Below are 23,896 nucleotides of genomic sequence, written 5' to 3' on the forward strand. Positions count from 1 at the left end.
TGTATCTGCATCTGTTTCAATGGTTGAAATTCCATAAAAAACAGACAGGATGCCAAACATGTCTTCACTATTTAAATTCGGTGCGCTTGCTGCGGTCAGTGCCCTGATGTTTACAGGCTGTGCGAGTACCTCGACTTCAACAGGTCTGAATGCAAAAACCGTGACGGTCAATGCCGTGACTGCCCAAGGTATTGGTCAAAGCATCGGTCAAATTAACATGGTTGATAGCCCTGCTGGCTTGGTTATTCATACCAATTTAACCCAGCTTCCTCCGGGTCCACACGGTTTCCATATTCATGAAAAAGGCTCTTGTGCCCCAGCTGAAAAAGATGGAAAAGCGGGTGCTGCACTCGCTGCGGGTGGTCACTTTAACCCTAAAGCTGCACCTCACCACGGTACACCGTTAACCGGTCACATGGGTGACTTACCGATCCTTCAAGTTCAAACGGACGGCACAGCAAAAGTGAATTTAATTGCACCGCGTTTGAAATTGGCGGATGTACAAGGCTTAGCCATCATGGTCCATGCTGGTGGTGATAATTACTCTGACGACCCTAAACCTCTAGGCGGTGGCGGTGAACGTATTGCCTGTGGTGTGATTCAATAATCAACCTTGCATATAGATTTGAACAAGCGGACTTTAAGTCCGCTTTTCTATTGAATAAAAATTGACAGTTCACAGAAAAAAGCTCAGTCTAATTTACAAAATCATTCGAATACTACAGAACTCTGTGAACACGCGACTCTCTTGGTTTCAACAGTTTCAATCCAGTGCAATCATTATGTATTGCCTGCAAATTTGTATTGTTTTGAGTGGCACCACGCTCGGATTATATTTTCTCGGTTTTCATAGTTTTATTGTTCCCGTCACCTTAGGTGTGATTGCTACCGCGCTCACCGACTTTGATGACCGACTCAGCATCCGACTGCGTAATTTGCTCTATGTCTGCGTGCTCTTCTTTAGTGTCAGTAGTATTTTAGATTTTCTCTATCCCTATAAGCTGCTGTTTATCTTCTATCTTTCACTGTCTAGTGCAGGATTTATTTTATTAGGAGCTTTGGGGCAACGCTATGCCACGATTTCTTTTGGCACGATTTTACTGTCGATTTACACCATGTTTGGCTTGGGTGAATATGACATCTGGTATTTTCAACCCAGCTGCTTTGTTCTAGGGGCCTTATGGTATGGCTTCACCTCAATTCTCTTTTACCTGATTAAACCTACCCTACCTGTACAGGACAATCTTTCGCGTTGTTTTTTACAAATCGCCGAAGTACTGAATGCAAAAGCACGCTTATTTGACCCAGATAATGTCAACAATGTGGAACATTTACTGTATGAATTATCACTCAAAAACAGTGATGTCATCCCGAGTTTAAACACGACCAAAGCTTCTTTACTCACCCGTTTAAAAGCCTCAAGAGCAAATAAAAACACTATCTACTGGCTGAATTTATACTTCTTGGCACAAGATATTCACGAACAGGCCAGTGCGAATTATTTACACTATGAACAAATTCATCAAAATTTTAGCCGTACCGATTTAATTTTCCGTTTTCAAAAAAATATTCGATTACAAGCGCAGGCTTGCCAACAGTTGGCGTACTGTATTTTGCATCGGCAGCCCTATCAGCCTGATCCGATTACTGCGCAAGCACTGGCACATTTGCATGCCTCTTTACAGGAGTGGATGGCGAATAATCCGCAAAATATAGAAGTGAAAAACCTACAGCTGATCTTGAGTAATTTGGACAGTGTACAAGAACGCTTTTCGCATGTGCAGGATTTAGATCATTCACAGCAACAGGCTTATCAGCAGCATATTGATAACCTCAATTTACTTGATGACGATATTCACGGCTGGCATGATTTATGGCTCAAACTGAAACAGCATTTGAGTCCCGAGTCTGCCTTATTTCGCCATGCCGTTCGCATCGCTTTTGTCTTTGCCATGGGCTATGCCATTTCACTACTGCCCTTTGCCAAAAATGGCTATTGGATATTATTGACCAGTTTATTTGTCTGTCAGATGCGCTATTTTGCGACCAAAAGTCGTTTAAAGATGCGGACTTTGGGAACCATATTAGGGGTCTTACTTGGCATTCCTATTTTGTATTTTGTGCCGAGTGTCGAAGGCCAATTGCTACTGACGATTATTTTTGGCGTGTGCTTTTTCTATCTGAGTGCCAAAAAATATGCCATGGCGACCCTCATGGCAACCTTAATGGTCTTGCTGATTTTTAATTTAAAAGGCGCAGGTTATGCGGTTATTTTACCGCGTATCGTTGATACCCTACTCGGCTGTTTTATTGCATGGTTCGCGGTGAATGTGATCTGGCCAGATTGGGACTTTCGCAATATTTCCAAGACCATTCAAAAAAGCTCTGCTGCGACCCTGCATTATTTTGATGCCGTGGTTGAGCAATATCTCCATGGGAAAACCAATAGCATTGATTATCGGCGTGCCCGTCGTTCAGCCCATAATGCTCAAACTGAACTGTCGAGCATGATTTCTAGTTTAAGTACCGAGCCTGAACCCGACCAAACTTTGATTCAACATGCTTTTCGCTATTTGGTCTATAGCCATAGTCAGCTCAGTTATATTTCGGCACTGGGGAGCCATCGTGAACAGGTACAAGACCAACAAGTCCTTGAACTGCTGCAATGGTGTCAAAGCACCTTAGACGAGGTCTTAATTCAACAAAAACCGCTCAACCCTGAGAAAATTCAGCAAAAACTTTTCGAAATTCAAACACTCAGCACTGAAGAAATGCGCTCTAATCACCTACAACTGGTGCTCAAGCAGATCAGTTTATTATTAGAAACATTAGCCGAACTGATTCAGCTCAGAACACAGCTGATTCAGGCGGAAATAAAATAGAATCACTTGAGACTCATAATGAAAATGCTTAGTTTAGGTTTTAGACGCCTCATATTACCCACGATTGTGGCGACCTCTTTTTTAGCTGCGTCTTCTGTATTTGCAGCACCGACAGCACAAAATTTGAAGCGTATTTTGGAATGTCAGGCCGATTACGACACTTATCATGACACTTTACTCGACTATGAAAAGGCTCTGGGGCAATTGGGTTGGAAACGCCATGATGACCCACATCAGCCGTTTATTTATATCTATAAAAATAAGCAGGCTGTAGAGTTTTTTGGCATGCCGACCCAAGAAATTGGCTTGTCTTCCAATGCCGTATTCGCAATCTATCGCCAAGCCGATGTGAAAAAACTTGCCCAAAAATATGGTATTGAGCAGCATCCGATGTTTGCCAATATGCCGTTTTTCCGTGGTGAAAAAATCCTACGTACGTAAGCCGAAACCGATGATCTACATGCGATCAATCACAAACTAAGCCTGTCTGAAATGACCGGAAAAAGCCCGATGATTTTATTCGGCTGTAACTATGAATTTGATCAGGGTTCGATTGAGGATGCCTTAGCGGATCTAGAAAATTAATCCGAGCAGACGACTCAGAATTAACTTTAAAAACATTTACTTAGATTCAATATGCAGATCAATTATTTCAACAGGAACGCTTCGTTCCTGCTGTGCTTTCAGGTACACTCAAGGCTGAAATCACTTTGAATTTAGACTTCGCATGAATATCAAGACCTTACGCTTTGTGGGCCTACTCGAAGGCATCTCCTTTTTATTATTGTTGTTCATTGCTATGCCAATGAAATACCTGATGGATAATCCAATATTGGTCAAATACGTCGGTATGGGACATGGCGTCTTGTTTATTGCCTTCTTGGTGGTGCTATTTGTGGTCTGTGAAAAACAAAAATGGTCGCTCAGCGTATTTCTAATGGGCTTAATTGCATCGATTTTGCCTTTTGGCCCGTTCATTTTCGATCGCAAATTAAAAAATGCAGAACAACCGGCAACATCAAATTAAGACGGTATCCAGCAAATAAAAAAGCCCAATGTTGTTCTACGCAGCATTGGGCTTTTTCTATGATGGCATGAACTCGAATTTAAAATTCACCCGTCAATTTACGTTGTCGCATAATATCTCGCACCACTAAGCGTGGTAGGCTGAACCACAAGATAATGAGGGTAAATCCTGCCAAACTATAGGCCCAAAGGCCAAAGTTTTCATACAGCACGCGCACGATTTCGATCACGGCAAAGAACGTCAGCATCATGATTACAGACACTGCCGCAGCCACTGTGCCCTTCGACATTTCAGATGACATTAAGGCAAATCGATAGAGCACCGAAAAGCTAATCCCTTCACCAAAACTGACCAAACTCATACCAAGAATGAGAAAGGTCAGAAAATAACTTTCAGTCATCGTCCCAATCACCACGAGGCTCGTCCCGAGTAACATCAGCGGTAGCCCGATCATCACAGACTGACCTAGAGGCAGTTTGTCGATGATTTTAATCAGGACAATATTACCGAGGATCAGACCGCCCAAAACAGGAAACTGTGCCATGCCATATTGCATGCTACTCAGTCCTAGCTGCTCTACCAATATGACTGGAGATAGCGCAATCCACAGCATCAGTGGCATTGCCACCATCGGTAGACCCAGTGTCAACGCCAAAAAGCGTTTGTTTTTTAACACCTGTTTAAAGTCATCGATAATATAACCCACCGGTTGCTTTGGAATACTGATGTGCTGAGTCGGCATCTTGGCCTTTAAACCAAACCAACTCAGAAAAGATAGAAATGCGATTCCAATAAAGCCCCAATGCCATGACACGTGATCAATCATAAAGGCACCGAGGACGGGACCGATCAGTGGCGCTAGTAGTGAAATATTCGCCATGATCGCCATGACTTTGATGGCATCACGCTCTTCAAAAGTTTCCTGAACGGCGGCATAGCCCACAGCAGAAATGACCGATAAACCAAAACCTTGTAAAAAACGCAATGTTAAAAAGCTTTCGATATTATGCGTGAGCAATATCGCTAGACAGCATAAGCTAAAGAATGCCACACCACCCAACAAGACTTTTTTACGGCCTAATCGATCTGACAAAGGTCCTAATATTGCAGCGACACAAGCACCTCCCAATAAGTAAAATGACATCGACGAGGGTGCCCAAGCACTACTCACACCAAACTCTTGAGTAATCGCAAGCATGGCGGGTTGGACTAAGTCGTTTCCGATATAGACAGAAAATTCAAATAAAACCAGTGCCAAGGGAAACATTAAGGTGGCACGACTTAATTTTGTGGTTTGTACGTTTTGCATTGTTATCTACATATCAAATGTGTGCTGTCGAGCTTGAAATGACAAATAGGGAGAGACACTTCAGCCCAATGACGAGCACTGTAATATTAATTTTAAAAATGAATTTGCGGCGTATCCGCCATATGTGCGTCGTATTCACAAGACGCTAGATAGAGATAAAATGAACTTCAACGAACCGATCTGTCGGTTTGAGTCCGACTATTTTAACAGTGTTTGCTGGCGTTGTATTGGTCTTTTTACTTAGCCACTTTTATGGTTTTTCATTGTCTGCTTTTTGGATAAAGCGACCTTGTTTTAGGTCCTCATAGGCTTGCATGACTTCAGCAAAATGATTCATCACAAAATAGCCTCGCCCATAGATGGGTTCATTTAAAGGCTGTGCCGATAAATACAACATGTGGCTATCTTCGACAGCCGTTAATTCGACATTTTCTCCTTGGCTCGACATGACTGCCATATGCTGTGCATTTAACTGTTCATCAATTTCAGTAAATTTCAGTTTGCCCGAGCGTAAATATACCAGCGTGGTATCCCCTCCTTGTGCAGGCAGGGTGATGCTTTGATTGGCTCTGACAAAGACATCAAATACTTGCATAGGTGTATGTGTTTCTGCGGGGCCGTGGGCTGTTAAATAATGCCCTGCAATGATCCGTACATAACCTGCATTATCTGCTAAATCCACTACAGGAATACTGGCTTTGGCTAAGCTCTGATAGCGTGCAGGATTCATTTTATCTTTGGCAGGCAGATTGACCCAAAGTTGCAAGATTTCAAATGCTCCGCCCCGCTGTGCAAAGGCTTGGCTAAAAACTTCTTCGTGTTGAATGCCAGAAGCCGCAGTCATCCACTGCACATCGCCCTCACCAATGACACCACCGCCGCCAGTCGTATCATGATGTTCAAGTTCACCTTTAAACACTAATGTGACGGTTTCAAACCCTCGATGTGGATGTTTCAGCACGCCTTTTTTCAGTTTGGTTGCTTTCAGTACTCCAGGCCCTAAATGGTCGAGCAATAAAAAAGGTGAAACAGTATTTCCCAATTCATAATGGGAAAAAACTGAAGTCACTGGAGCAAAGTCACCGACAGGTGAGCCTGAATCATTGACGTGAATAAAAGCGAGGGTTTTCATATTATTTTAGGTTTATTTAGGATCTTTTGATCTTAGCCTATCAATGTTGCTGATTCGATAGGCTAAATGATTTTCAGTATCACAGTTTTAGGATGATTTTACTCAACTGCTTTTTTTGTTTTCAGAGCTTCTGCTAGAACTTTATTTGCTTCAGTCAGCAATTTAATTTGATCGAGTGAATTATCTGAACTTGATGTACTTTTTGAGTCATTAAAAAGTTCTTGTCCAAAAAAACGGTCAGCTAATTGCTTACGAAGTTCTAAGCGATCTTCATCTTTAAACTCCCGTACATAAAGTGGAAAAGATGCCAATTCTGTCCCTAACATTTGTGCTTTATAGGCTACTTTTCGATGCAAGGAAGACTCTCTTGCAAGGTACCATGCTGGGGTTGATAAACCAATTAACAGTAAAATATTTAAGGCTGACTCCCACCCTATTTTTTTGGATGGAATAGATAAAGTCACACCTAAACCATTAAAGCTCAAACTAAAATTAAAAAATTTCCATATAAGTAATAATGAAATTACAGCAAAAATACTTAATGCCCATTTCCTATAATCATTCGCAATTTTAATTTCCGTATCATATATATCAATATAAAGCTTTTTAATTTCAAAGTTACTATTCTCATCTGATGCTTGACTCAGAAATTTATTCTTATTTCTTAAATCCTCAATCAAATTATGACTTTCTTCATTTAATTTAACTACATTATCTTCCAACTTAGAAAACTTATCGACACTTTCATTTATAAGGCTTATTTGATTTTTTAGTTCCGATGTATTGTTCGTTAAATCTTTAACTGCTGATTTTAAATACCTAAATTTTTTCCACTCAGTTAAATGATCTCTTAAGTGTTTAGCTTGTTTTTTATCTTCAAATGTAATTTTTGAATTATCAGTTAATTGTAGTTCTTCAATAATTTTTGAAGCACAAGTTTCTAAACTTTTCAGATTTTTTTCATAATTTTTCTTACCGTAGTCATATTCAATTTCACTAACGATATCTATCCATTCATCTAATAAATGTACATTATTTATGTGATAAAACTTCTCCCACTCATTATCTACATTTTCAAATTTTTTGTATAAACTCCAAGTACTCCCATCCTCTTTCAATTTATCTTCAAATGCATATAGATGTATTAACCCAGTAAATATTTTTTCTAATTTTTCATTTAACTCAAAAATCTCCATTCATCCCCCCAATATATAAAAGCGCATCAATCGATACGCTTTTATGAGGTATTCTTGTCTAAATTTCAACCATAAATCAAAGATTTATTAAGGACATTTCGTCGATTGGAAAGTCTTAGTATTTTTACCACGTTGGCACTGATATTCCTTTTGCGTATTTACACGCTGCCAGTCACCATCCACCAATCTAAAACTATAAATAGTACGAACCGATTTCACCGAATCATCCATCAAACCCGTTTCCGTCACTTTCACCTGCCCCGCATTTGGCGACTCAACACGGTTAAAGTACTGACGAATTTCCACAGTCGACAGCTCTTTACGCAAATCAGGACGTTCTTTTAATACCTGATCGAGTGGTGTAGCAGAAGAACCGACTTTCGACACAATTTTCTGCGTTGTCGCACAACCCGCCAACATCCCCACACACAATGCAGACACAGCAATTAAACGATACATAGAAGCAACTCAAATTTATTATTCAGTCCTATGATGCCGAACATTTGTCCAAAACACTATTTAAGCAATGTAAAAGAAGTAGTCCATTCCACAAAATCAACGGGCTATCTTTCATCCATGTGCGGCTAAAAAGGCATGCTATAACCATAAAAAAACGCATCCGAAGATGCGTTCTATTACGTCTTTAAAATTAAAGATCGAACAATTTACCTGGGTTCATAATTGCATTTGGATCGAATACTTTTTTCAATGCTTTCATATATTCGATTTCTTCTGCTGAACGTGTGTAATCGAGGTAAGGCTTTTTAGTCATACCCACGCCATGTTCTGCTGAAATTGAACCGTCATATTTTTTCACAGTTTCAAATACGTATTTGTTTACCACTTGGCATTTTGCAAAGAATTCATCTTTACTTAAATCCGCAGGTTTCAAAATATTTAAGTGCAAGTTACCGTCACCAATATGACCGAACCAGCAAATTTCAAAGTCTGGGTAGTTCGCTTCCACAATTGCATCAATTTCTTTAATAAATGCAGGCACATGTGTAATCAGAACAGAGATGTCATTTTTGTATGGAGTGAACGGTGCGATTGACTCTGAAATGTCTTCACGTAAACGCCATAAGCTGTGTACTTGGTCTAAGCTTTGGCTCATCACGCCATCCAGTACCCAACCTTGTTCCATACAATGTTCAAAGATTTCCATTGCCGCATCCATGATCGGTTCAAATGGTGCTTCAAACTCAAGTAATACATAGAATGGACATGGTGTTTCAAATGGACGTTGAACATGACCATTGTCCAATACTTTTTGCATCGCAAGTTCACCAAAGAACTCAAATGCAGTCAGGTCGATTTTCTTTTGGAAGGCATGTAGAACTGGCATAATCGCATCAAAATCAGGGACACCTAGAACCAATACTTGTAAGTCATGGGGTTGGCGTTCAAGTTTGATTTCAGCTTCAGTTACTAAACCTAGTGTACCTTCACCACCAATAAATAAGTGTTGAAGCGCATAACCAGTCGCGTTTTTGATCATGCCTTTGTTCAAGCGCAGGATGTCACCTTTACCTGTAACCACAGTCATGCCCAACACCCAGTTACGAGTCATGCCGTATTTGATGACTTTAATACCACCTGCGTTGGTACCAATGTTGCCGCCAATTTGAGATGAACCTGAAGATGCAAAATCAACTGGATAGTACATGCCTTGTTCTTCAGCATAGTTCTGAAGTTGTTCAGTCACCACACCTGCTTGTACGCGAACCATACGGTCAGCTGGGAAGAATTCCAAGATTTGGTTCATCTTGTCCATGCTTACCACGATTTCACCGTTGGCAGCCACAGCACCCGCAGACAAACCTGTACGACCGCCACTTGGTGTGATCGCTACATTAAATTGGTTGGCAAGTTTTACAATCTGTTGAACTTGTTCTGTGCTTGAAGGGAAAACGACGACCGACGGGTTTGGATCGAAGTGCTTAGTATGGTCACGACCCCAATTTTGGAGACTATCCGCATCGGTTTTAATTCGGCTTTCGCCAACAATAGCGGTCAATTGGGTCAATAACTCTGGGGTTAAAGCGACTGGAGCATTCATCGTTTTCAGACCTTGCAAGAAGTAAACAAGTTTTTTAAAGGTCCAGACTTCATTCAGTCAAAACTGCGGTAACGCATATTTCAAGGGAAAAAGCCTGAAACAGAGCGCATCAAAATGTCAGGGAATTGGTCATGATGATTTTGAGCGGCACCATTATAAGCTATAACTGGGCTTTTTTTGACAAAACCCAAAGAAAAACGTGATTTCAAAATGTCACGAGGAATATGACCAAGTTAATTAGACCAAATCTAAAAAATATTGACTCATCATTCGCCAAAATAGCCATGACGTCGGTCATAAAGGAAATGTATATCAGGCGACTTCCTATGCTATTATATGCGCACTAAATTTGGCCTTTGTAGCGGAGCCGTAATGAGCCAACATCTTTCTTTACCTAAAGATAAAATTCGTTTCTTGTTGTTAGAAGGCGTTCACCAAAACGCAATCGACACTCTAAATGCTGCTGGATACACCAACATTGACTACCGTAAAACTGCGCTTGAGGGTGAAGCGTTGAAAGAAGCGGTTAAAGATGCTCACTTCATTGGTATTCGTTCACGTACTCAATTAACTGAAGAAGTTTTTGAAGCGGCGAACAAACTGATTGCTGTGGGTTGTTTCTGTATCGGTACAAACCAAGTGAACTTAAATGCTGCAATGATTCGCGGTATTCCAGTATTTAACGCACCATACTCAAATACTCGTTCAGTTGCTGAACTAGTTCTTGCTGAAGCGATTTTATTGCTTCGTGGTGTTCCTGCAAAATCGGCTTCAACTCACCGTGGTGGTTGGAACAAGTCTGCAGTCGGTTCATTTGAAACTCGTGGTAAAACTTTAGGTATTGTTGGTTACGGTTCGATTGGCTCGCAACTTTCTGTACTTGCTGAAGGTTTGGGTATGCACGTGATTTATTACGATGCTGTAACTAAACTTCCAATGGGTAATGCACGTCAAGTCGGTTCTATGGGTGAACTTCTTGCCAATGCAGACGTCGTATCTCTACACGTTCCAGACGTTCCATCAACTCGCAACTTCTTCGGCAAAGACCAATTTGCTCAAATGAAAGAAGGCGCAATCTTCCTCAATGCTGCACGTGGTACATGTGTCATCATTGAAGATCTTGCTGATGCAATCAAATCTGGTCATATTGCTGGTGCAGCTGTAGACGTATTCCCGAAAGAACCTAAAGCAAACGGTGAAGAATTCGTTTCTCCACTTCGTGGCTTAGACAACGTGATTTTGACTCCTCACGTGGGTGGTTCAACAATGGAAGCACAAGCGAACATCGGTCTAGAAGTAGCTGAAAAATTCGTTGCTTACTCTGATAAAGGTATGACTTTATCTGCAGTGAACTTCCCAGAAATCGCGTTACCGTTGACTGAAGGTAAACACCGTTTACTTCACATCCACAAAAACGTGCCGGGCGTTCTTTCAAAAATCAACAACTTGTTTGCTGAACACGGTATCAACATCTCTGGTCAGTCTTTAATGACCAAAGGTGATGTTGGTTACTTAGTGATGGACGTTGACGCAACTGCTTCTAAAGAAGCTTTGGATACACTTCACGAAGTTGAAGGTACGATCCGAGTTCGCGTATTGTTCTAATCACCTTAGACACTGAAGCCACAGCCTTCGGGCTGTGGTTTTTTTATTGTTATAAACTTTTAAAATCTGGCTAGTGCCACTCTCCCGCTCTTCGAGTCATCGAAACAAATTTAGTTTATGCCAAATTTTAAAATTGCACCGGCTGTCCAAGCACCGCTGATCTTGCTTATTGCCATGATCAGCATGCAAAGCAGCGGTTCATTTGCCAAATATCTTTTCGGTCAATTTCCCATACTGACCGTCTCGGCCATGCGTTTAATGCTGGGCGCTTTGATTTTGGCGATTATTTTTAAAGTTTGGCAGATCAATTTTAAACAAGTGAAATGGTCGTCTATTCTGAGCTATGGCTGTGCCTTAGCAGGGATGAATGTATTATTTTACTTGTCGATTGATCGACTCCCGCTCGGCATTGCCGTCTCTTTTGAATTTATTGGTCCGCTCAGTGTCGCACTATTTGCTGCACGCCGAAAATTTGACTTTATTTGGGTCGGACTGGCTATTTTAGGCCTTATCCTACTTTTTCCTTTTGACCAAGCTGCACAACGACTTGATCCCGTTGGCATTGCCCTCGCCCTTGGTGCAGGTGCCTGCTGGGCACTCTATATCGTGGCAGGTCAGAAACCCTCTGGCGTTTCAGGCAACCATACAGTTTGTTTAGGTATGTTTGTCGGCATGTGTATGCTTATGCCGATTGCATTATTTGTAGGGATTCCTGCGCATGCCTTTGAACCGATGAGTCTCCTCTATTTTCTTGCTTTAGCCACCTTGGCCAGTGCCATCCCTTTTAGCTTAGAAATGATTGCACTCCGCAATTTAACGGCGCTCAGTTTCGGAACGCTTATGAGCCTAGAACCTGCAATTGCAGCACTCTCTGGTTTTGTTTTCTTAAATGAACAATTACTTTGGACCCAGTGGTTAGCCCTTGCTGTCATCATCTGTGCCTCCATTGGGTGTACCTATACCACGCAAAAAGCCAAAGCCATTTAAATTCAAAATATGTTCCCACTGACTATGGATGAACTACATGAATCTCAGACTCAATTTTTTGAATTCAAATTGAATCATGACGTGCTCAGTCCTGCTCTTACATCCGCCGAACCTTAGAATTTTAAATTCAAAATCCATCATGATTTGATCAAATGTTAAAATTCACTCAACTGTCAGCATTAACCGCTATACTGTACTGATTCAAAAATAGGGCTCAAACACCGCCCAACAACTGTGTGCCACATGCCAAATTCACAACTTCTCGCTGTTGTTTTCATGGTGCTCTCCATGATTTCCTATCAGATCAGTGCTTCATTTGCCAAACAACTGTTTTTGGTACTAGACCCTCTGAGCGTGACCATTTTAAGGCTATGTTTTGCCTCGATTATTATTTGTTTGATGTTCCGCTCTTGGCACATTTTAAAACGGCTGTCATTTTTAAAATGGCGTGATTTACTCTGCTATAGCGCAGCCCTGTGCCTGATGAATGTCTTGTTCTATATGTCACTGGGCAAACTCCCTCAAGGGATTGCCGTTGGACTGGAGTTTATTGGCCCACTTGGTTTGGCACTGCTGTCGATTAAAAATCGTAGCGACTATATCTGGGTTTTTTTGGCGATCTTAGGGATTGCATTGATGGTGCCTTGGGGTCAAGCTCAAAGCGGCAATTTCTCACTGATTGGTGCGGCGTGTGCATTGGCTGCCGGACTCTGTTGGGCCTTTTATATTTATTTCGGGCAAAAAGTGGTACACCAAAATATTGGCATGCATGCACTGACCATTGCCATCAGTTTATCAGCATTGACCCTATTACCTATCGGCCTCTATAACAACGCTGCAGCTTTATTGGATACACAATATTGGCCTAAAGCCTTGTTGATTGCCATTTTAGCTACAGCGATTCCTTATGCCCTAGACCTCAAAGCATTGAAGATTCTAAGTAAGCTGAGTTATGGCACATTGTCAAGTATCTCACCTGCTTTGGCAGCTATTACGGGTATGGTTTTATTGGGAGAACGTATCGGCATGTGGCAATGGATCGCACTGGTGTGCATTATGCTCGCCTCAGTCGGGGTGACGATGCGTTCCTCTAAAGTGGAAACAGCTAGCTAAATATTTAAAGGCCAAATAGTTAAATAAAAATGGCGGGATTGCCGCCATTTTTCAATACCTGGTCTAAGCGCTCCTACATCTAAGCTTTTAAATACAAGGCTTTTAAATACAAGGTTCGTAAAAGTCTAGCTTCTATAAGGACTTAACCAGTCAGACTGTCTTTATCTGCTTTTTTATATTTTTTATACTCGGATAAGTATTGTTTAGCCAAAGCTTCTTTTTGCTTATCATCCAATATTTTACCGGCTTGTTGAAAGAAACCGTGTTCCTCTTCCTGTAAATGATGATGCACAGTTTCTGAAAGTTTTTTGGCAATGGCCAGCCAGCCTGGATTGCTAAATTCAGTCTCAGTCAACTGCTCTAAGAGTTCATCCATTTCATGATGTTCTGCTAAGGCATGACGGGTAATATTCAGCCCCGAGTCGGTCATCATTAAAGGAATATAAAAATATCGGTCTTCTCCGACAGCATGCGCAAATAATTCATTTTTAAGTCGTTCAAACAGATCGCGACGTTCTGGACTATCGCCAGAAGTTTGTACTAATTGTTCCGCAAGCGCTCTTTGTTGTTCATGACTTTGACGTAAAGCTTCAAAAATATTCATTCTGATGATGCCCTCTGATGCTTAGCGATAGCTGAGTATTTCTTTCATTCAGCAAAATAAAGTGCTTCATTTTTATACTAAACATATCCGCATCAGAATACAGCGCAGCTCTGTTAAGATTTGTTTTAAGCTTGTCCCGTAAAGGTTTGATACCCTAACCGTACAATCAAAATACTCACCAAAATCAAAAATAGAATTCGAATAAATCCACTGCCGTATTTAATCGCTGCACGTACACCAACGATCGAGCCTAATATATTCGCCACAGCCATCATTAAGCCTATAGCAAATAACACATGGCCTGTGGGCGCAAAAAAACTCAGTGCAGCTAAATTGGTGGTTAAGTTAGCCACTTTAGACAAAGCAGAGGCATGTAAAAAGTCTGCTTGTAGATAACGAATAAAAAAGAAGATAAAGAAACTGCCCGTCCCAGGCCCAAAGATGCCGTCATAAAAACCAATCACCAGACTACCCAGAGCGGCAAGACCGAGAATTTTAGGGGTCAGTTCTTGGCGTACATGCACCTGACCAAATTGTTTTTTAGCAAAGGTATAGATCGCAATCACGATCAACATGACCAAAACAAAAGGACGTAAAACTTCTTTAGGAATCATTGATACACAGGCTGCTCCCACAAAAGAAGCAATAAATGCACAGCTTGCAATGACCGCAAGTAATTTCCAACGGAGTTTGACTTGGCGTAAAAAGGAATAGGACGCCGACGCTGTACCAAAAATTGAAGACAACTTATTGGTGCCAAACACCGTCGCCGGAGATAAGTGCGGCATGGCATTCATAATGGCTGGAATTTGAATTAATCCTCCACCCCCCACTGCTGCATCAATTGCACCGGCAAAAAATGCAAAAAATAAGAGGCTTAAAATAATTTCAATATCCATAAGAAGTCTTCAATGCTGTATCAGCTACTCTAGATTTAACACACGCTTAGGCACCAAACGTTTACGGTCTGTAATTTCAGCCAGCCCTAAACAACGCTCACCTTCAAATACCAAGACCTGTGCTTCTGCCTCATGTTCAATATTACTTTCCATGCCACGACTGAAATATTCAGCGCGCCCTTCTGGCGCTTGCACTTTGCAGAAATGATCGACAGGTGAATATACTGGCAGCAATAATGCTTCACGTTCCGCTTCGGTCAAGCTTTCCAAATATTCAATGGTGTAAGTTGGATTGAGGTCAAAATGCCCCGTTTGCGTACGGTGTAGATAGGTCAAATGCCCAAAAGTACCCAATGCTTTGGCAATATCTTCGCCTAAAACACGAATATATGTGCCTTTGGAACAGGTGATGTCGAGTGTAATACTATTCTCACTAAATGATAATAACTCGATGGCATAAATCGAAATTGGACGTGCTTCACGCTCAATTTCTATGCCTTTACGCGCCAACTCGTACAGCGGGCGACCTTCTTTTTTCAGCGCAGAATACATCGGTGGAATTTGTTGAATATCTCCCACGAACTGTGCCAACACCTGCTGAATAGATGCCTCGGTCAAAACAGGTACGGCTTGTTCCATCAGCACCTCACCTTCCACATCACCCGTCGTGGTGCTGTGTCCTAAAAAGACCGTGGTTTGATAACGCTTGGTCGAGTCGAGCAAGAAATGTGAAAACTTAGTCGCTTCACCCAAACAAATCGGCAATAAACCTGAAGCCAACGGATCAAGCGCACCGGTATGCCCTGCTTTTTGCGCACGAAACAGCCAACGAACCTTCTGTAAGGCTGCATTCGAGCTAATACCTAATGGCTTATTCAAAAGAAATACACCATGTACAGGACGACGTTGGATCTTAGGAGAGGCTTTTTTCATGTCAACATTTGGCTAATACAGGAACAGCGCAATGGTAACAACCCACCTCTAACGTTTACAACTCTTCTATGTTTTTATCTGCGTTTTATGTCATATTGAGTTCGCATTTAGAACTCTAAAACAATTAAAAACGGAATAAAGGTGCATTGGGATATGCAAAAAAATAAACTTTGGCTCATCATTGCCTTGGTCGTTATCGCTGTTGCTGCATTTATATTTTGGCTGGCGCCAAAAGCATCACAAAATGATCCTTCAGATCAATCGATTCAACAACAAAATACGCCTTTAACTCAGGGCGAAAGCGCTACAGCACAAGCCACAAGCGGTTCTTCACTGCTCAGTCCAAGTCAACAAGACACGGAAGTTAACTGTCAAATCAGTATGGATGGTTCAAACCGCCTGATCGTGAACGAACAAACACGGAATTGTTTTGAATATTTCATCACTCAATATGGTGAAAAATCGATTGATCAAATCAAAAAGGATTTTAAAGCCTACATTGCACAAGGTCATAAAGAACCGGCGCTGTCCCAAATTTATGATTTGTGGGATCGCTATATGAAATATCGTGAACAATTAGGTAATTTACAGCCACCAAGTGACGACAAAGAATCACCACAATATTATCGCTCGATCTATAGCAGTACTCAGAATTTAAGAAAACAGTTCTTTTCTGATTATGAAATTGAAGGTCTATTTGGCAAGGAAAATACCTATCACGAATACACCCTAAAACGCATGGAAGTGGTGAATGACAAAAAACTGTCTGAATCAGAAAAAGCCAAAAAACTAAAAGCCCTATTTGATGAACTCCCAGAAGACTGGAAAGAAAATCTGGAACAAATCAATAAACTTGAAGATTTACGCAAACTCACAGCGGACATTAAAGCCCGTGGTGGATCAAGCGAAGAAATCCATCAAATGCGGTTAAATTTAGTTGGTCCAGAAGCCACTCAGCGCCTTGAAAATTTAGACACCCAGCGCAGCTCTTGGAAATCAAGCGTGAATCAATATCTCACAGAGCGTGACAGTATTGTGAAAAGCAATATGAGTGACAGCGCTAAACAACAAGCAGTACAGCAGCTCCGTAATCAACATTTTAAATCCAAGGAAGATCAGCTCCGCGTCAGTACCTTTGAATCTGTACATGATCAAGGTGGAAAATTACCTTTTGCAGAATAAGTGCAAATAACAATTTAAAAATAACTTCAATTTCAGGATGAAATGATGAAAAAACCACAAGCTCTTTTATGCGCAATCATGGCTGCTTCAGCAGCGATCGCTAGCACACAATCCCAAGCTGCGGCGGGACTCCAACATGTCACCGCCAACAGCTCGGCCAGCTATGCCAAGACCAAATATCCGATTGTGTTTACCCATGGCATGTTCGGGTTTACCCGCATTGGTTTTGACAGCTTTGGCATGGATTATTTTTATCAAATTTTGCCGGATTTAGCCCGCAACGGTGCCAATACCTTTGCTGCACAAGTTTCTCCGCTAGAGTCGACAGAAGTCCGGGGTGAGCAATTGCTCTCTCAAGTCGAAGACGTCCTTGCCCTGACCGGGCAACCTAAAGTGAACCTCATTGGTCATTCACATGGTGGGCCGACGACTCGCTATATTGCAGCAATCAAACCCGAATATGTGGCTTCGGTGACTGGTGTTGCAGGCACTTATCGGGGCTCTCTAGTCGCAGATAAGATCCAAGCGAATAAAACCATTAATTCAGTGTTTGGGGTCCTTGGCGATCAACTCTTAGCACCGATTATTACTTGGGCTGAAGGCAACTCGAGTCTACCAAACAGTGTTGATGCATCACTTACCGCGATCAGTGAAAAAGGTTCTGCTGAATTTAATGCAAAATTTCCAACCGCAGCACTAGCGGCGAACTGCAATCAGTCGGGTGCCAAAGTCGACAATGGCGTGTATTACTACTCATGGACAGGTACAGCGCAAACCACGAATGTATTAGATGTATTGGATACAGTGATTAGTCAACTTGCCCCTTTGGCCTATGGAAATCGTGACAATGACGGTTTGGTTGGACGCTGTAGCACCCACATCGGACAAGTAATCCGTGACGACTACAATCACAACCACTTAGATGAAGTGAATATGGTCTTTGGTCTACGCAGCCTATTTTCACCTGACCCAGTTGCGCTCTATCGTCAACATGCCAATCGTTTAAAATTACAGGGACTGTAACCTCAAAAGTTGGTTCCCTTTCAGCACTGAACAGGACGTCTTTGGACGTCCTTTTTTGTTTACAATGTTTTTATTTGTAAGCATTAAATAAATTAATTCAATAAGTTATTCAATAATAACAACTAAAATAAACGATCAAAATAAAAGACAGATGTATATAAATCTACATGTCATCTGAATGCCACCCATGTCCTAAAATGACATGGAATTTCAAACCGAGCATGAAAAAATGACAAGGCATCTTTGTCTATTCAAACTCTCTAAAATCAAAGATATGGCCTAGCCAATCACAAAGATGTTGCTTAAAAACAGAGAGTATTTTCATTATTAAAAAGTAATAAAAACAACATCAGATCAAGGAACATTTATGCGATCTTTAGTAAACACGGCCAAGATGGCCTCTGTAGCTGCAGTTGCAGGCTTAGCGATGAGTATATCGGCAAGCACTCAAGCTGCGCCTAGCGTCCTCCAGGTGAAGGAAACAGCAAAATCTGACTACGCAAAAACCAAATATCCAATTTTAATGGTGCATGGTTGGCTCGGTTGGTCACGTATCGGCACCGACACCATTGGACTGGATTATTGGTACCAAATCTTGCCCGATATGGCACGAAATGGCTCAACCGTATTCGCGGCGCAATTATCTCCTGCAAATACCACAGCACATCGTGGCGAGCAGTTAATTGCACAAGTTGAAGATGTTTTGGCTATTACAGGGAAGCCAAAACTTAACTTAATCGGTCACTCTCATGGTGGTCCAACTGTATTGTATGTGGCTCAAACAAAACCACAGTACATTGCGTCTATTACAGGTGTTGCAGGGACCTATCACGGCTCTAAAGTAGCGGATGATATTCAAGGTAACTCACTTTCTCGTACTGCCTTCAATATTTTAGGTGATTATATTGTCGGCCCACTGATTGCTTTGGGTCAGGCAAAACCTGAGCTTGAAATTGATTTCGATGCTTCAATGAAATCATTATCACAAAAAGGTTCTGCTACATTTAACAGTACCGTTGCAAAATCTGCTGTAGCGGACGGTGTTTTGGCTTCTTCAGAAAATTGCAGTAAGAACTTAAAGCAAGTCGACAGCAAAGGCATCCAATACTATTCATGGACGGGTGTTGCGCAAACCACGAATATCCTTGATATCGATACGATCCTGATGCAACTCGGGCCATTGTCTTATGGCAATAAAGACAATGACGGTATGGTTGCACGTTGTAGTGCGTATATCGGTAAAGTCATTAATGACAGCTACAAACTTAACCATACCGATTTAGCCAATATGATGTTCGGCTTAACGGGTCTATTTGCACAAGATCCTGTGGCGCTGTACCGTCAACATGCTAACCGTTTAAAACTGCAAGGACTTTAATTCTTTCCGTTGACTATTCAATTCAATAAGGGGGCTTCGGCCCTCTTATTTGCTTTTATCGATCTGATAAATTGTGCTCTTTTATTTTGTTACATTTAGCGTCACAGTTAATCTTTTTCAATTTGCAACAGGTGATCTTTATTGCTTTATTAGAAGTGACAATAAATATTGTCATAAAACAATAATACATTGAGGATCGCTCATGAAATACGGACCATTTTTAGCAGGTTTAATTGCAGCTACATTCATCGGTAATGTATCTGCATCGCAAGCAACCCAAGTCACCGCCAAAGCTAGTTCTAGCTATGCAAAGACCAAATATCCAATCGTATTTAACCATGGTATGGGTGGTTTCATTACCGTTGGTACGGACTCATTTGGACTCGACTATTGGTATCAAATCCTGCCTGATCTTGCCCGCAATGGTGCCAATGTCTGGGCAACGCGCGTATCGCCGTTTAACTCTACCGAAGTACGTGGTGAACAACTTTTACAACAAGTCCTTGAAATCCGGGCACTCACTGGTGCAGATAAAGTGAATTTAATTGGACATAGTCATGGTGGACCGACGATTCGTTATGTTGCCGGTGTTCGCCCTGATGTGGTGGCGTCATTAACCAGTGTTGCAGGACCTCATCAAGGCTCCCCTGTTGCAGACTTAATTTTAAAAGCTGAAGGCACCGCTGTGGAAGCACCCTTGGTTGGAGCTGTGAATTTTGTCTCTAAAGCCATCGTTTGGGCGCAAGGTCTAGATCCAAAGACTTACCCTCATGATGCATTGGCAGGTGGTTCAAGTTTAACGCTAGCGGGTTCTGCAAAGTACAATGCCGCATTCCCTCTGGGCTTGCCTAAATCCAATTGTGCTGATGGCAATAGCGTGGAAAAAGGCATTTATAACTATTCATTTACAGGTGTGGGCCAAATCACCAATATTTTAGATTTAGACTCAGCCCTAAAAGTGACTGCATTGCTGATCGATGGCGGAAAAGACAATGATGGCCTCGTATCACGCTGTAGTGCCAAGTTTGGTAAAACCATTCGTGATAACTACAACTGGAACCATTTAGATGAAGTCAACCAAGTGCTTGGTCTCAAAGCGCTATTTGCACCAGATCCTGTCGATGTCTATCGTCAACATGCAAACCGGCTAAAATCTCAAGGTTTATAATTTAGCCAAGCTACACATTAAACCCTGTAAATTCAGGGTTTAATGGTATTTTCATTAATCAATTTACAAAATCATCTTCATTCCGTCGATTAGTTCGCACATTTTACTTTCCTTTTCTTATAATCCTTAATGACAATAAAAATTGTCAAATAGACGAGCTTGTCTATTTCCAAACTGAACTGAATGACAGTTTGAATACCAAAACAAAAAGAAAGGAATGAAAAATGAAAGGAAAATTGCTCTGCGCCACGCTCCTTGCAAGTATGGCAGTGACCCAAACGCATGCTGCATTAGGTATACAGCAAGCGACCACTAAAAAAGTCATCGACAATTATGCTGAAACCAAATATCCCCTAGTATTTGTACATGGGATGTTTGGTTTTAATCGCTTAGGCGGTGCCGTTTTTGGTCTAGATTATTGGTACCAAGTTCTTCCCGATTTGGCGAGCCATAAGGCAACGGCCTTTGCTACTCAAATCTCCCCGTTGGAGTCCATTGAAGTTCGCGGTGAACAACTGTTAGACCAAGTTGAACAAGTGGTTGCGATTACTGGCAAACCTAAAGTGAATTTAATTGGTCACTCACATGGTGGCCCTACGGCTCGATATATTGCTGGCGTAAGACCTGATTTGGTTGCCTCTGTCAGTACAGTCGCAGGAACCAATGACGGTTCACCTGTCGCGGATTTAGTACAGAGCGTGCCGATTTTAAATGGCGTATTAGCGACTGTCATGGATGCATTAATGACCCCAGTGATTAACTTCGCCCAGCAGTCCAATCTGCCTTCAAATTTTAAAGCTTCGATCTACAGTATGTCTCAACCGGGTGTGAAAGCCTTTAACGCAAAATTTCCACTCGGTATGCCTGCAACCAAATGTGCTGATGGCCCGAGTGTAGCCAACGGCATTAGCTTCTATTCATGGACAGGTATTTCCAATACCACCAACTTACTTGATCCGGATACGATCTTTACCGCAATGGGGCCAATTGCATTTAGCGGACAACCGAACGACGGCTTAGTGAGCCAATGCAGCAGTAAATTGGGTAAAACCGTCCGTGATAATTACAAATGGAACCATTTCGATGAAGTCAATCAAGTATTGGGCTTGAAGGGACTATTTGCACCAGACCCTGTTTCAGTCTACCGTCAACATGCCAATCGTTTGAAACTTCAAGGGTTATAACTTTCTTTCATGCATAAAAAAATGCGCCAAAAGGCGCATTTTTTTACAGCGTTGTAAAACAAATTATTTTGCTTTACGAGCTGGTAATTTTTCACGAATACGTGCAGCTTTACCAGACAATTCACGTAGGTAGTAAAGTTTAGCACGACGAACGTCACCACGACGTTTCACTTCGATACCAGCAACGATTGGTGAGTGAGTTTGGAATACACGCTCAACACCGAAACCGCTAGAAATTTTACGTACTGTGAACGCAGAGTTCAAACCACGGTTTTTCTTAGCAATTACAACACCTTCAAATGCCTGAAGACGTTCACGCTCACCTTCTTTTACTTTAACTTGAACAACTACTGTGTCACCAGGAGCAAAAGCAGGGATGTCTTGTTTCAACTGTGCATTTTCAACAGCTTGTACTAAAGGATGTTTACCGCTCATGGGGTATCTCCGATTATGCGAGTTAGAAGAGGTCTAATCATCGCTGGGACTAGAGGCTAAAGCGCATAGACCCGATTGACTTTCCCTTTATGCTTGACCGCTTCAATGCATAAAGAGCCTAATATAAGATTTAAAAAATTTAAACCTTGGAATCTTTTAGCCATTTCTTTTGCTGCTTGGTCAATTCAACTTTTTCAACCAACTCAGGTCGGCGTTCTAAAGTGCGTTGATATCGCTGCAAAAACCGCCATTTCTCAATATTGGCATGATGTCCCGATTTTAATACTTCAGGAACATCTAAACCTTCAAAATGGTCTGGCTTGGTATATTGTGGGCAATCTAAAAGACCATCCACAAATGAGTCTTGCACATGTGATTGCTCATCAGACATTGCACCCGGAAGTCTCCGAATCACACTATCCAATAAAACCATCGCAGGGAGTTCACCACCAGATAAAACGTAATCGCCTATTGACCATTCCTGATCAACATATTGTTGGATCAAACGCTCATCTACACCTTCATAACGACCACACAATACAATCAATCCATCATATTTGACGAAATCTTGTACCGCAGGTTCATTTAAGGTCTTTCCTTGCGGCGACATATACACCACAGGGACATGAACAGCACCCGCTTGCTTGGCAAGCTCTTTAGCACGATGAATTGCTTTCGCTAATGGCTCAGCCATCATCACCATACCTGGACCACCACCAAATGGACGCTCATCCACTCTTTTGTAGTTGCCCTCAGCAAAGTCGCGTGGATTGATACAATGAACTTGCACAATGTCACGTTTTGCTGCGCGCCCGCTAATACCGTAGGCTGTAATCGCTTCAAACATTTCAGGAAAAAGCGTAATGACTGCAAAAAACATCGCAGACTCCTCTATTTTCCTGCTGCGTCAATCCTTAAAGGATTAATAATCTACGCCCCAATTTACGTAGATACGACCAGCTTCGAGATCAACACGCTGTACCACATCTTTATGCCATGGAATCATTCGCTCTTCGCTATCGACGCTGTCAGCAGTAGCGCGAACTACCATCACGTCGTTAGCACCTGTTTCAAACAATTCGTGGATTTGACCGAGGTTGACTTCTTGCTCATCTTCTCCAAGACCTAACACGGTTAAGCCCTTCAAATCTGACCAGTAGTACTCATCCACGCCTGCTTGAGGCAGTTGCGATTTAGAGATCCAGATATTTGCGCCAACCAAGTTATCTGCCGCGGTACGATCACTCACACCTTTTAGCGAAACAACCAAGCCTTTGCCATGTGGTTTCCAACGTTTTACATCTACTGTTTGCCAACCTGCTTTGGTCTCAATGTACCAAGGGAGGTAGTCAAAAATATTGCTCATAGGTTCTGTATTGGAATAGACCCAGAGCCACCCATTTAATCCATATGCTGAACGTAGCTGTCCAATCTGAATACGATCTTCGGGAACATTCTGTGTTGGTGTCATGGGTAACCTACTACTAATTAAGCAGTAGCTGCAGCTTTCTTAGCTTCAGCAGCTAAAGAAGCAACACGTTCTGAAGGTTGAGCACCTTGTGAAACCCAGTGAGCAAAACGGTCAGCATCTAAACGAAGTTTTTCTGCTTTACCTTGAGCTGTAGGGTTGAAGAAACCGATACGTTCGATGAAACGACCGTCACGTGCATTACGGCTATCAGTCACAATGATTTGATAGAACGGACGTTTTTTAGCACCACCGCGTGCAAGACGAATAACAACCATGATAGAACCTTATAGTTTTTACGGATTATCCCTG

Annotated in this window: 24 protein-coding genes; 12 read left to right on the forward strand and 12 right to left on the reverse strand. The window is 41.8% G+C overall.

Annotated elements, in window-relative coordinates; genetic code table 11:
* Positions 1–58 precede the first annotated feature (58 nt).
* The 4 genes from sodC to B1202_RS04190 all read left to right on the forward strand — a co-directional run bounded on the left by sodC (position 59) and on the right by B1202_RS04190 (position 3,909).
* Positions 59–607, forward strand: a complete 549-nt coding sequence (gene sodC / locus B1202_RS04175; protein WP_078189332.1) for a superoxide dismutase family protein — start codon at positions 59–61, stop codon at positions 605–607.
* A gap of 124 nt (positions 608–731) precedes the next feature.
* Complete coding sequence (gene yccS / locus B1202_RS04180) at positions 732–2,882, forward strand: YccS family putative transporter (RefSeq protein ID WP_416202501.1); 2,151 nt, start codon at positions 732–734, stop codon at positions 2,880–2,882.
* Positions 2,883–2,900: 18 nt separating this feature from the next.
* On the forward strand, positions 2,901–3,323 hold the full coding sequence (locus B1202_RS04185; protein ID WP_078189334.1) for a hypothetical protein: 423 nt from the start codon (positions 2,901–2,903) through the stop codon (positions 3,321–3,323).
* A 286-nt stretch (positions 3,324–3,609) separates the two neighbouring features.
* Complete coding sequence (locus tag B1202_RS04190) at positions 3,610–3,909, forward strand: DUF3817 domain-containing protein (protein WP_078189335.1); 300 nt, start codon at positions 3,610–3,612, stop codon at positions 3,907–3,909.
* Positions 3,910–3,988: 79 nt separating this feature from the next.
* On the opposite strand, the gene B1202_RS04195 is transcribed toward B1202_RS04190, so the two are convergent.
* The 5 genes from B1202_RS04195 to B1202_RS04215 all read right to left on the reverse strand — a co-directional run bounded on the left by B1202_RS04195 (position 3,989) and on the right by B1202_RS04215 (position 9,605).
* Positions 3,989–5,218: an MFS transporter gene (locus tag B1202_RS04195; protein WP_078189336.1), complete on the reverse strand. Its 1,230-nt coding sequence runs from the start codon at positions 5,216–5,218 to the stop codon at positions 3,989–3,991.
* Positions 5,219–5,468: 250 nt separating this feature from the next.
* Positions 5,469–6,350 (reverse strand): pirin family protein, encoded by an 882-nt coding sequence (locus B1202_RS04200; RefSeq protein ID WP_078189337.1) that lies wholly within the window; start codon positions 6,348–6,350, stop codon positions 5,469–5,471.
* 98 nt (positions 6,351–6,448) lie between these two features.
* Positions 6,449–7,546: a hypothetical protein gene (locus B1202_RS04205; protein ID WP_078189338.1), complete on the reverse strand. Its 1,098-nt coding sequence runs from the start codon at positions 7,544–7,546 to the stop codon at positions 6,449–6,451.
* An 87-nt stretch (positions 7,547–7,633) separates the two neighbouring features.
* Positions 7,634–8,005: a hypothetical protein gene (locus B1202_RS04210; RefSeq protein WP_078189339.1), complete on the reverse strand. Its 372-nt coding sequence runs from the start codon at positions 8,003–8,005 to the stop codon at positions 7,634–7,636.
* A 190-nt stretch (positions 8,006–8,195) separates the two neighbouring features.
* A complete protein-coding gene (locus B1202_RS04215; protein WP_078189543.1) occupies positions 8,196–9,605 on the reverse strand; it encodes an FAD-binding oxidoreductase in 1,410 nt (469 codons plus the stop codon).
* 372 nt (positions 9,606–9,977) lie between these two features.
* Between B1202_RS04215 and serA the strand changes: the two genes are divergently transcribed.
* The 3 genes from serA (at position 9,978) to B1202_RS04230 (ending at position 13,310) form a co-directional block, all read left to right on the forward strand.
* Positions 9,978–11,210, forward strand: a complete 1,233-nt coding sequence (gene serA, locus B1202_RS04220; RefSeq protein ID WP_078189340.1) for a phosphoglycerate dehydrogenase — start codon at positions 9,978–9,980, stop codon at positions 11,208–11,210.
* Between the two features lie 117 nt (positions 11,211–11,327).
* A complete protein-coding gene (locus tag B1202_RS04225) occupies positions 11,328–12,197 on the forward strand; it encodes an EamA family transporter (RefSeq protein ID WP_078189341.1) in 870 nt (289 codons plus the stop codon).
* Between the two features lie 243 nt (positions 12,198–12,440).
* The gene (locus B1202_RS04230; protein WP_078189342.1) at positions 12,441–13,310 is read left to right on the forward strand and encodes an EamA family transporter; all 870 of its coding nucleotides are present in this window, start codon (positions 12,441–12,443) and stop codon (positions 13,308–13,310) included.
* Between the two features lie 142 nt (positions 13,311–13,452).
* On the opposite strand, the gene B1202_RS04235 is transcribed toward B1202_RS04230, so the two are convergent.
* From B1202_RS04235 to truB, 3 genes are all read right to left on the reverse strand, one after another.
* Complete coding sequence (locus B1202_RS04235; RefSeq protein ID WP_078189343.1) at positions 13,453–13,914, reverse strand: hemerythrin domain-containing protein; 462 nt, start codon at positions 13,912–13,914, stop codon at positions 13,453–13,455.
* Positions 13,915–14,039: 125 nt separating this feature from the next.
* A complete protein-coding gene (locus B1202_RS04240; RefSeq protein ID WP_078189344.1) occupies positions 14,040–14,813 on the reverse strand; it encodes a sulfite exporter TauE/SafE family protein in 774 nt (257 codons plus the stop codon).
* Between the two features lie 24 nt (positions 14,814–14,837).
* Complete coding sequence (truB, locus tag B1202_RS04245) at positions 14,838–15,746, reverse strand: tRNA pseudouridine(55) synthase TruB (protein WP_078189345.1); 909 nt, start codon at positions 15,744–15,746, stop codon at positions 14,838–14,840.
* A 153-nt stretch (positions 15,747–15,899) separates the two neighbouring features.
* Here truB and B1202_RS04250 point away from each other — a divergent pair, with 153 nt between their 5' ends.
* From B1202_RS04250 to B1202_RS04270, 5 genes are all read left to right on the forward strand, one after another.
* Positions 15,900–16,928, forward strand: a complete 1,029-nt coding sequence (locus B1202_RS04250) for a lipase secretion chaperone (protein WP_078189346.1) — start codon at positions 15,900–15,902, stop codon at positions 16,926–16,928.
* Between the two features lie 78 nt (positions 16,929–17,006).
* Positions 17,007–17,951, forward strand: coding sequence for a lipase family alpha/beta hydrolase (locus tag B1202_RS04255; protein ID WP_416202503.1), 945 nt, complete (start codon positions 17,007–17,009; stop codon positions 17,949–17,951).
* 367 nt (positions 17,952–18,318) lie between these two features.
* Entirely contained in the window at positions 18,319–19,329 is a 1,011-nt protein-coding gene (locus B1202_RS04260) for an esterase/lipase family protein (protein WP_078189348.1), read from the forward strand.
* A 202-nt stretch (positions 19,330–19,531) separates the two neighbouring features.
* Complete coding sequence (locus B1202_RS04265; RefSeq protein ID WP_078189349.1) at positions 19,532–20,497, forward strand: esterase/lipase family protein; 966 nt, start codon at positions 19,532–19,534, stop codon at positions 20,495–20,497.
* 224 nt (positions 20,498–20,721) lie between these two features.
* Positions 20,722–21,681: an esterase/lipase family protein gene (locus tag B1202_RS04270; protein ID WP_078189350.1), complete on the forward strand. Its 960-nt coding sequence runs from the start codon at positions 20,722–20,724 to the stop codon at positions 21,679–21,681.
* 63 nt (positions 21,682–21,744) lie between these two features.
* Here B1202_RS04270 and rplS read toward each other — a convergent pair whose 3' ends face one another.
* The 4 genes from rplS to rpsP form a co-directional block, all read right to left on the reverse strand.
* Positions 21,745–22,116: a 50S ribosomal protein L19 gene (rplS, locus tag B1202_RS04275; protein WP_078189351.1), complete on the reverse strand. Its 372-nt coding sequence runs from the start codon at positions 22,114–22,116 to the stop codon at positions 21,745–21,747.
* 139 nt (positions 22,117–22,255) lie between these two features.
* Positions 22,256–22,996: a tRNA (guanosine(37)-N1)-methyltransferase TrmD gene (gene trmD / locus B1202_RS04280; protein WP_078189352.1), complete on the reverse strand. Its 741-nt coding sequence runs from the start codon at positions 22,994–22,996 to the stop codon at positions 22,256–22,258.
* A gap of 42 nt (positions 22,997–23,038) precedes the next feature.
* The gene (gene rimM / locus B1202_RS04285) at positions 23,039–23,587 is read right to left on the reverse strand and encodes a ribosome maturation factor RimM (RefSeq protein ID WP_078189353.1); all 549 of its coding nucleotides are present in this window, start codon (positions 23,585–23,587) and stop codon (positions 23,039–23,041) included.
* Between the two features lie 17 nt (positions 23,588–23,604).
* On the reverse strand, positions 23,605–23,862 hold the full coding sequence (rpsP, locus tag B1202_RS04290) for a 30S ribosomal protein S16 (protein ID WP_078189354.1): 258 nt from the start codon (positions 23,860–23,862) through the stop codon (positions 23,605–23,607).
* Positions 23,863–23,896: the final 34 nt, after the last annotated feature.

It is taken from the genome of Acinetobacter amyesii (assembly GCF_002018365.1).
Classification (GTDB): domain Bacteria; phylum Pseudomonadota; class Gammaproteobacteria; order Pseudomonadales; family Moraxellaceae; genus Acinetobacter; species Acinetobacter amyesii.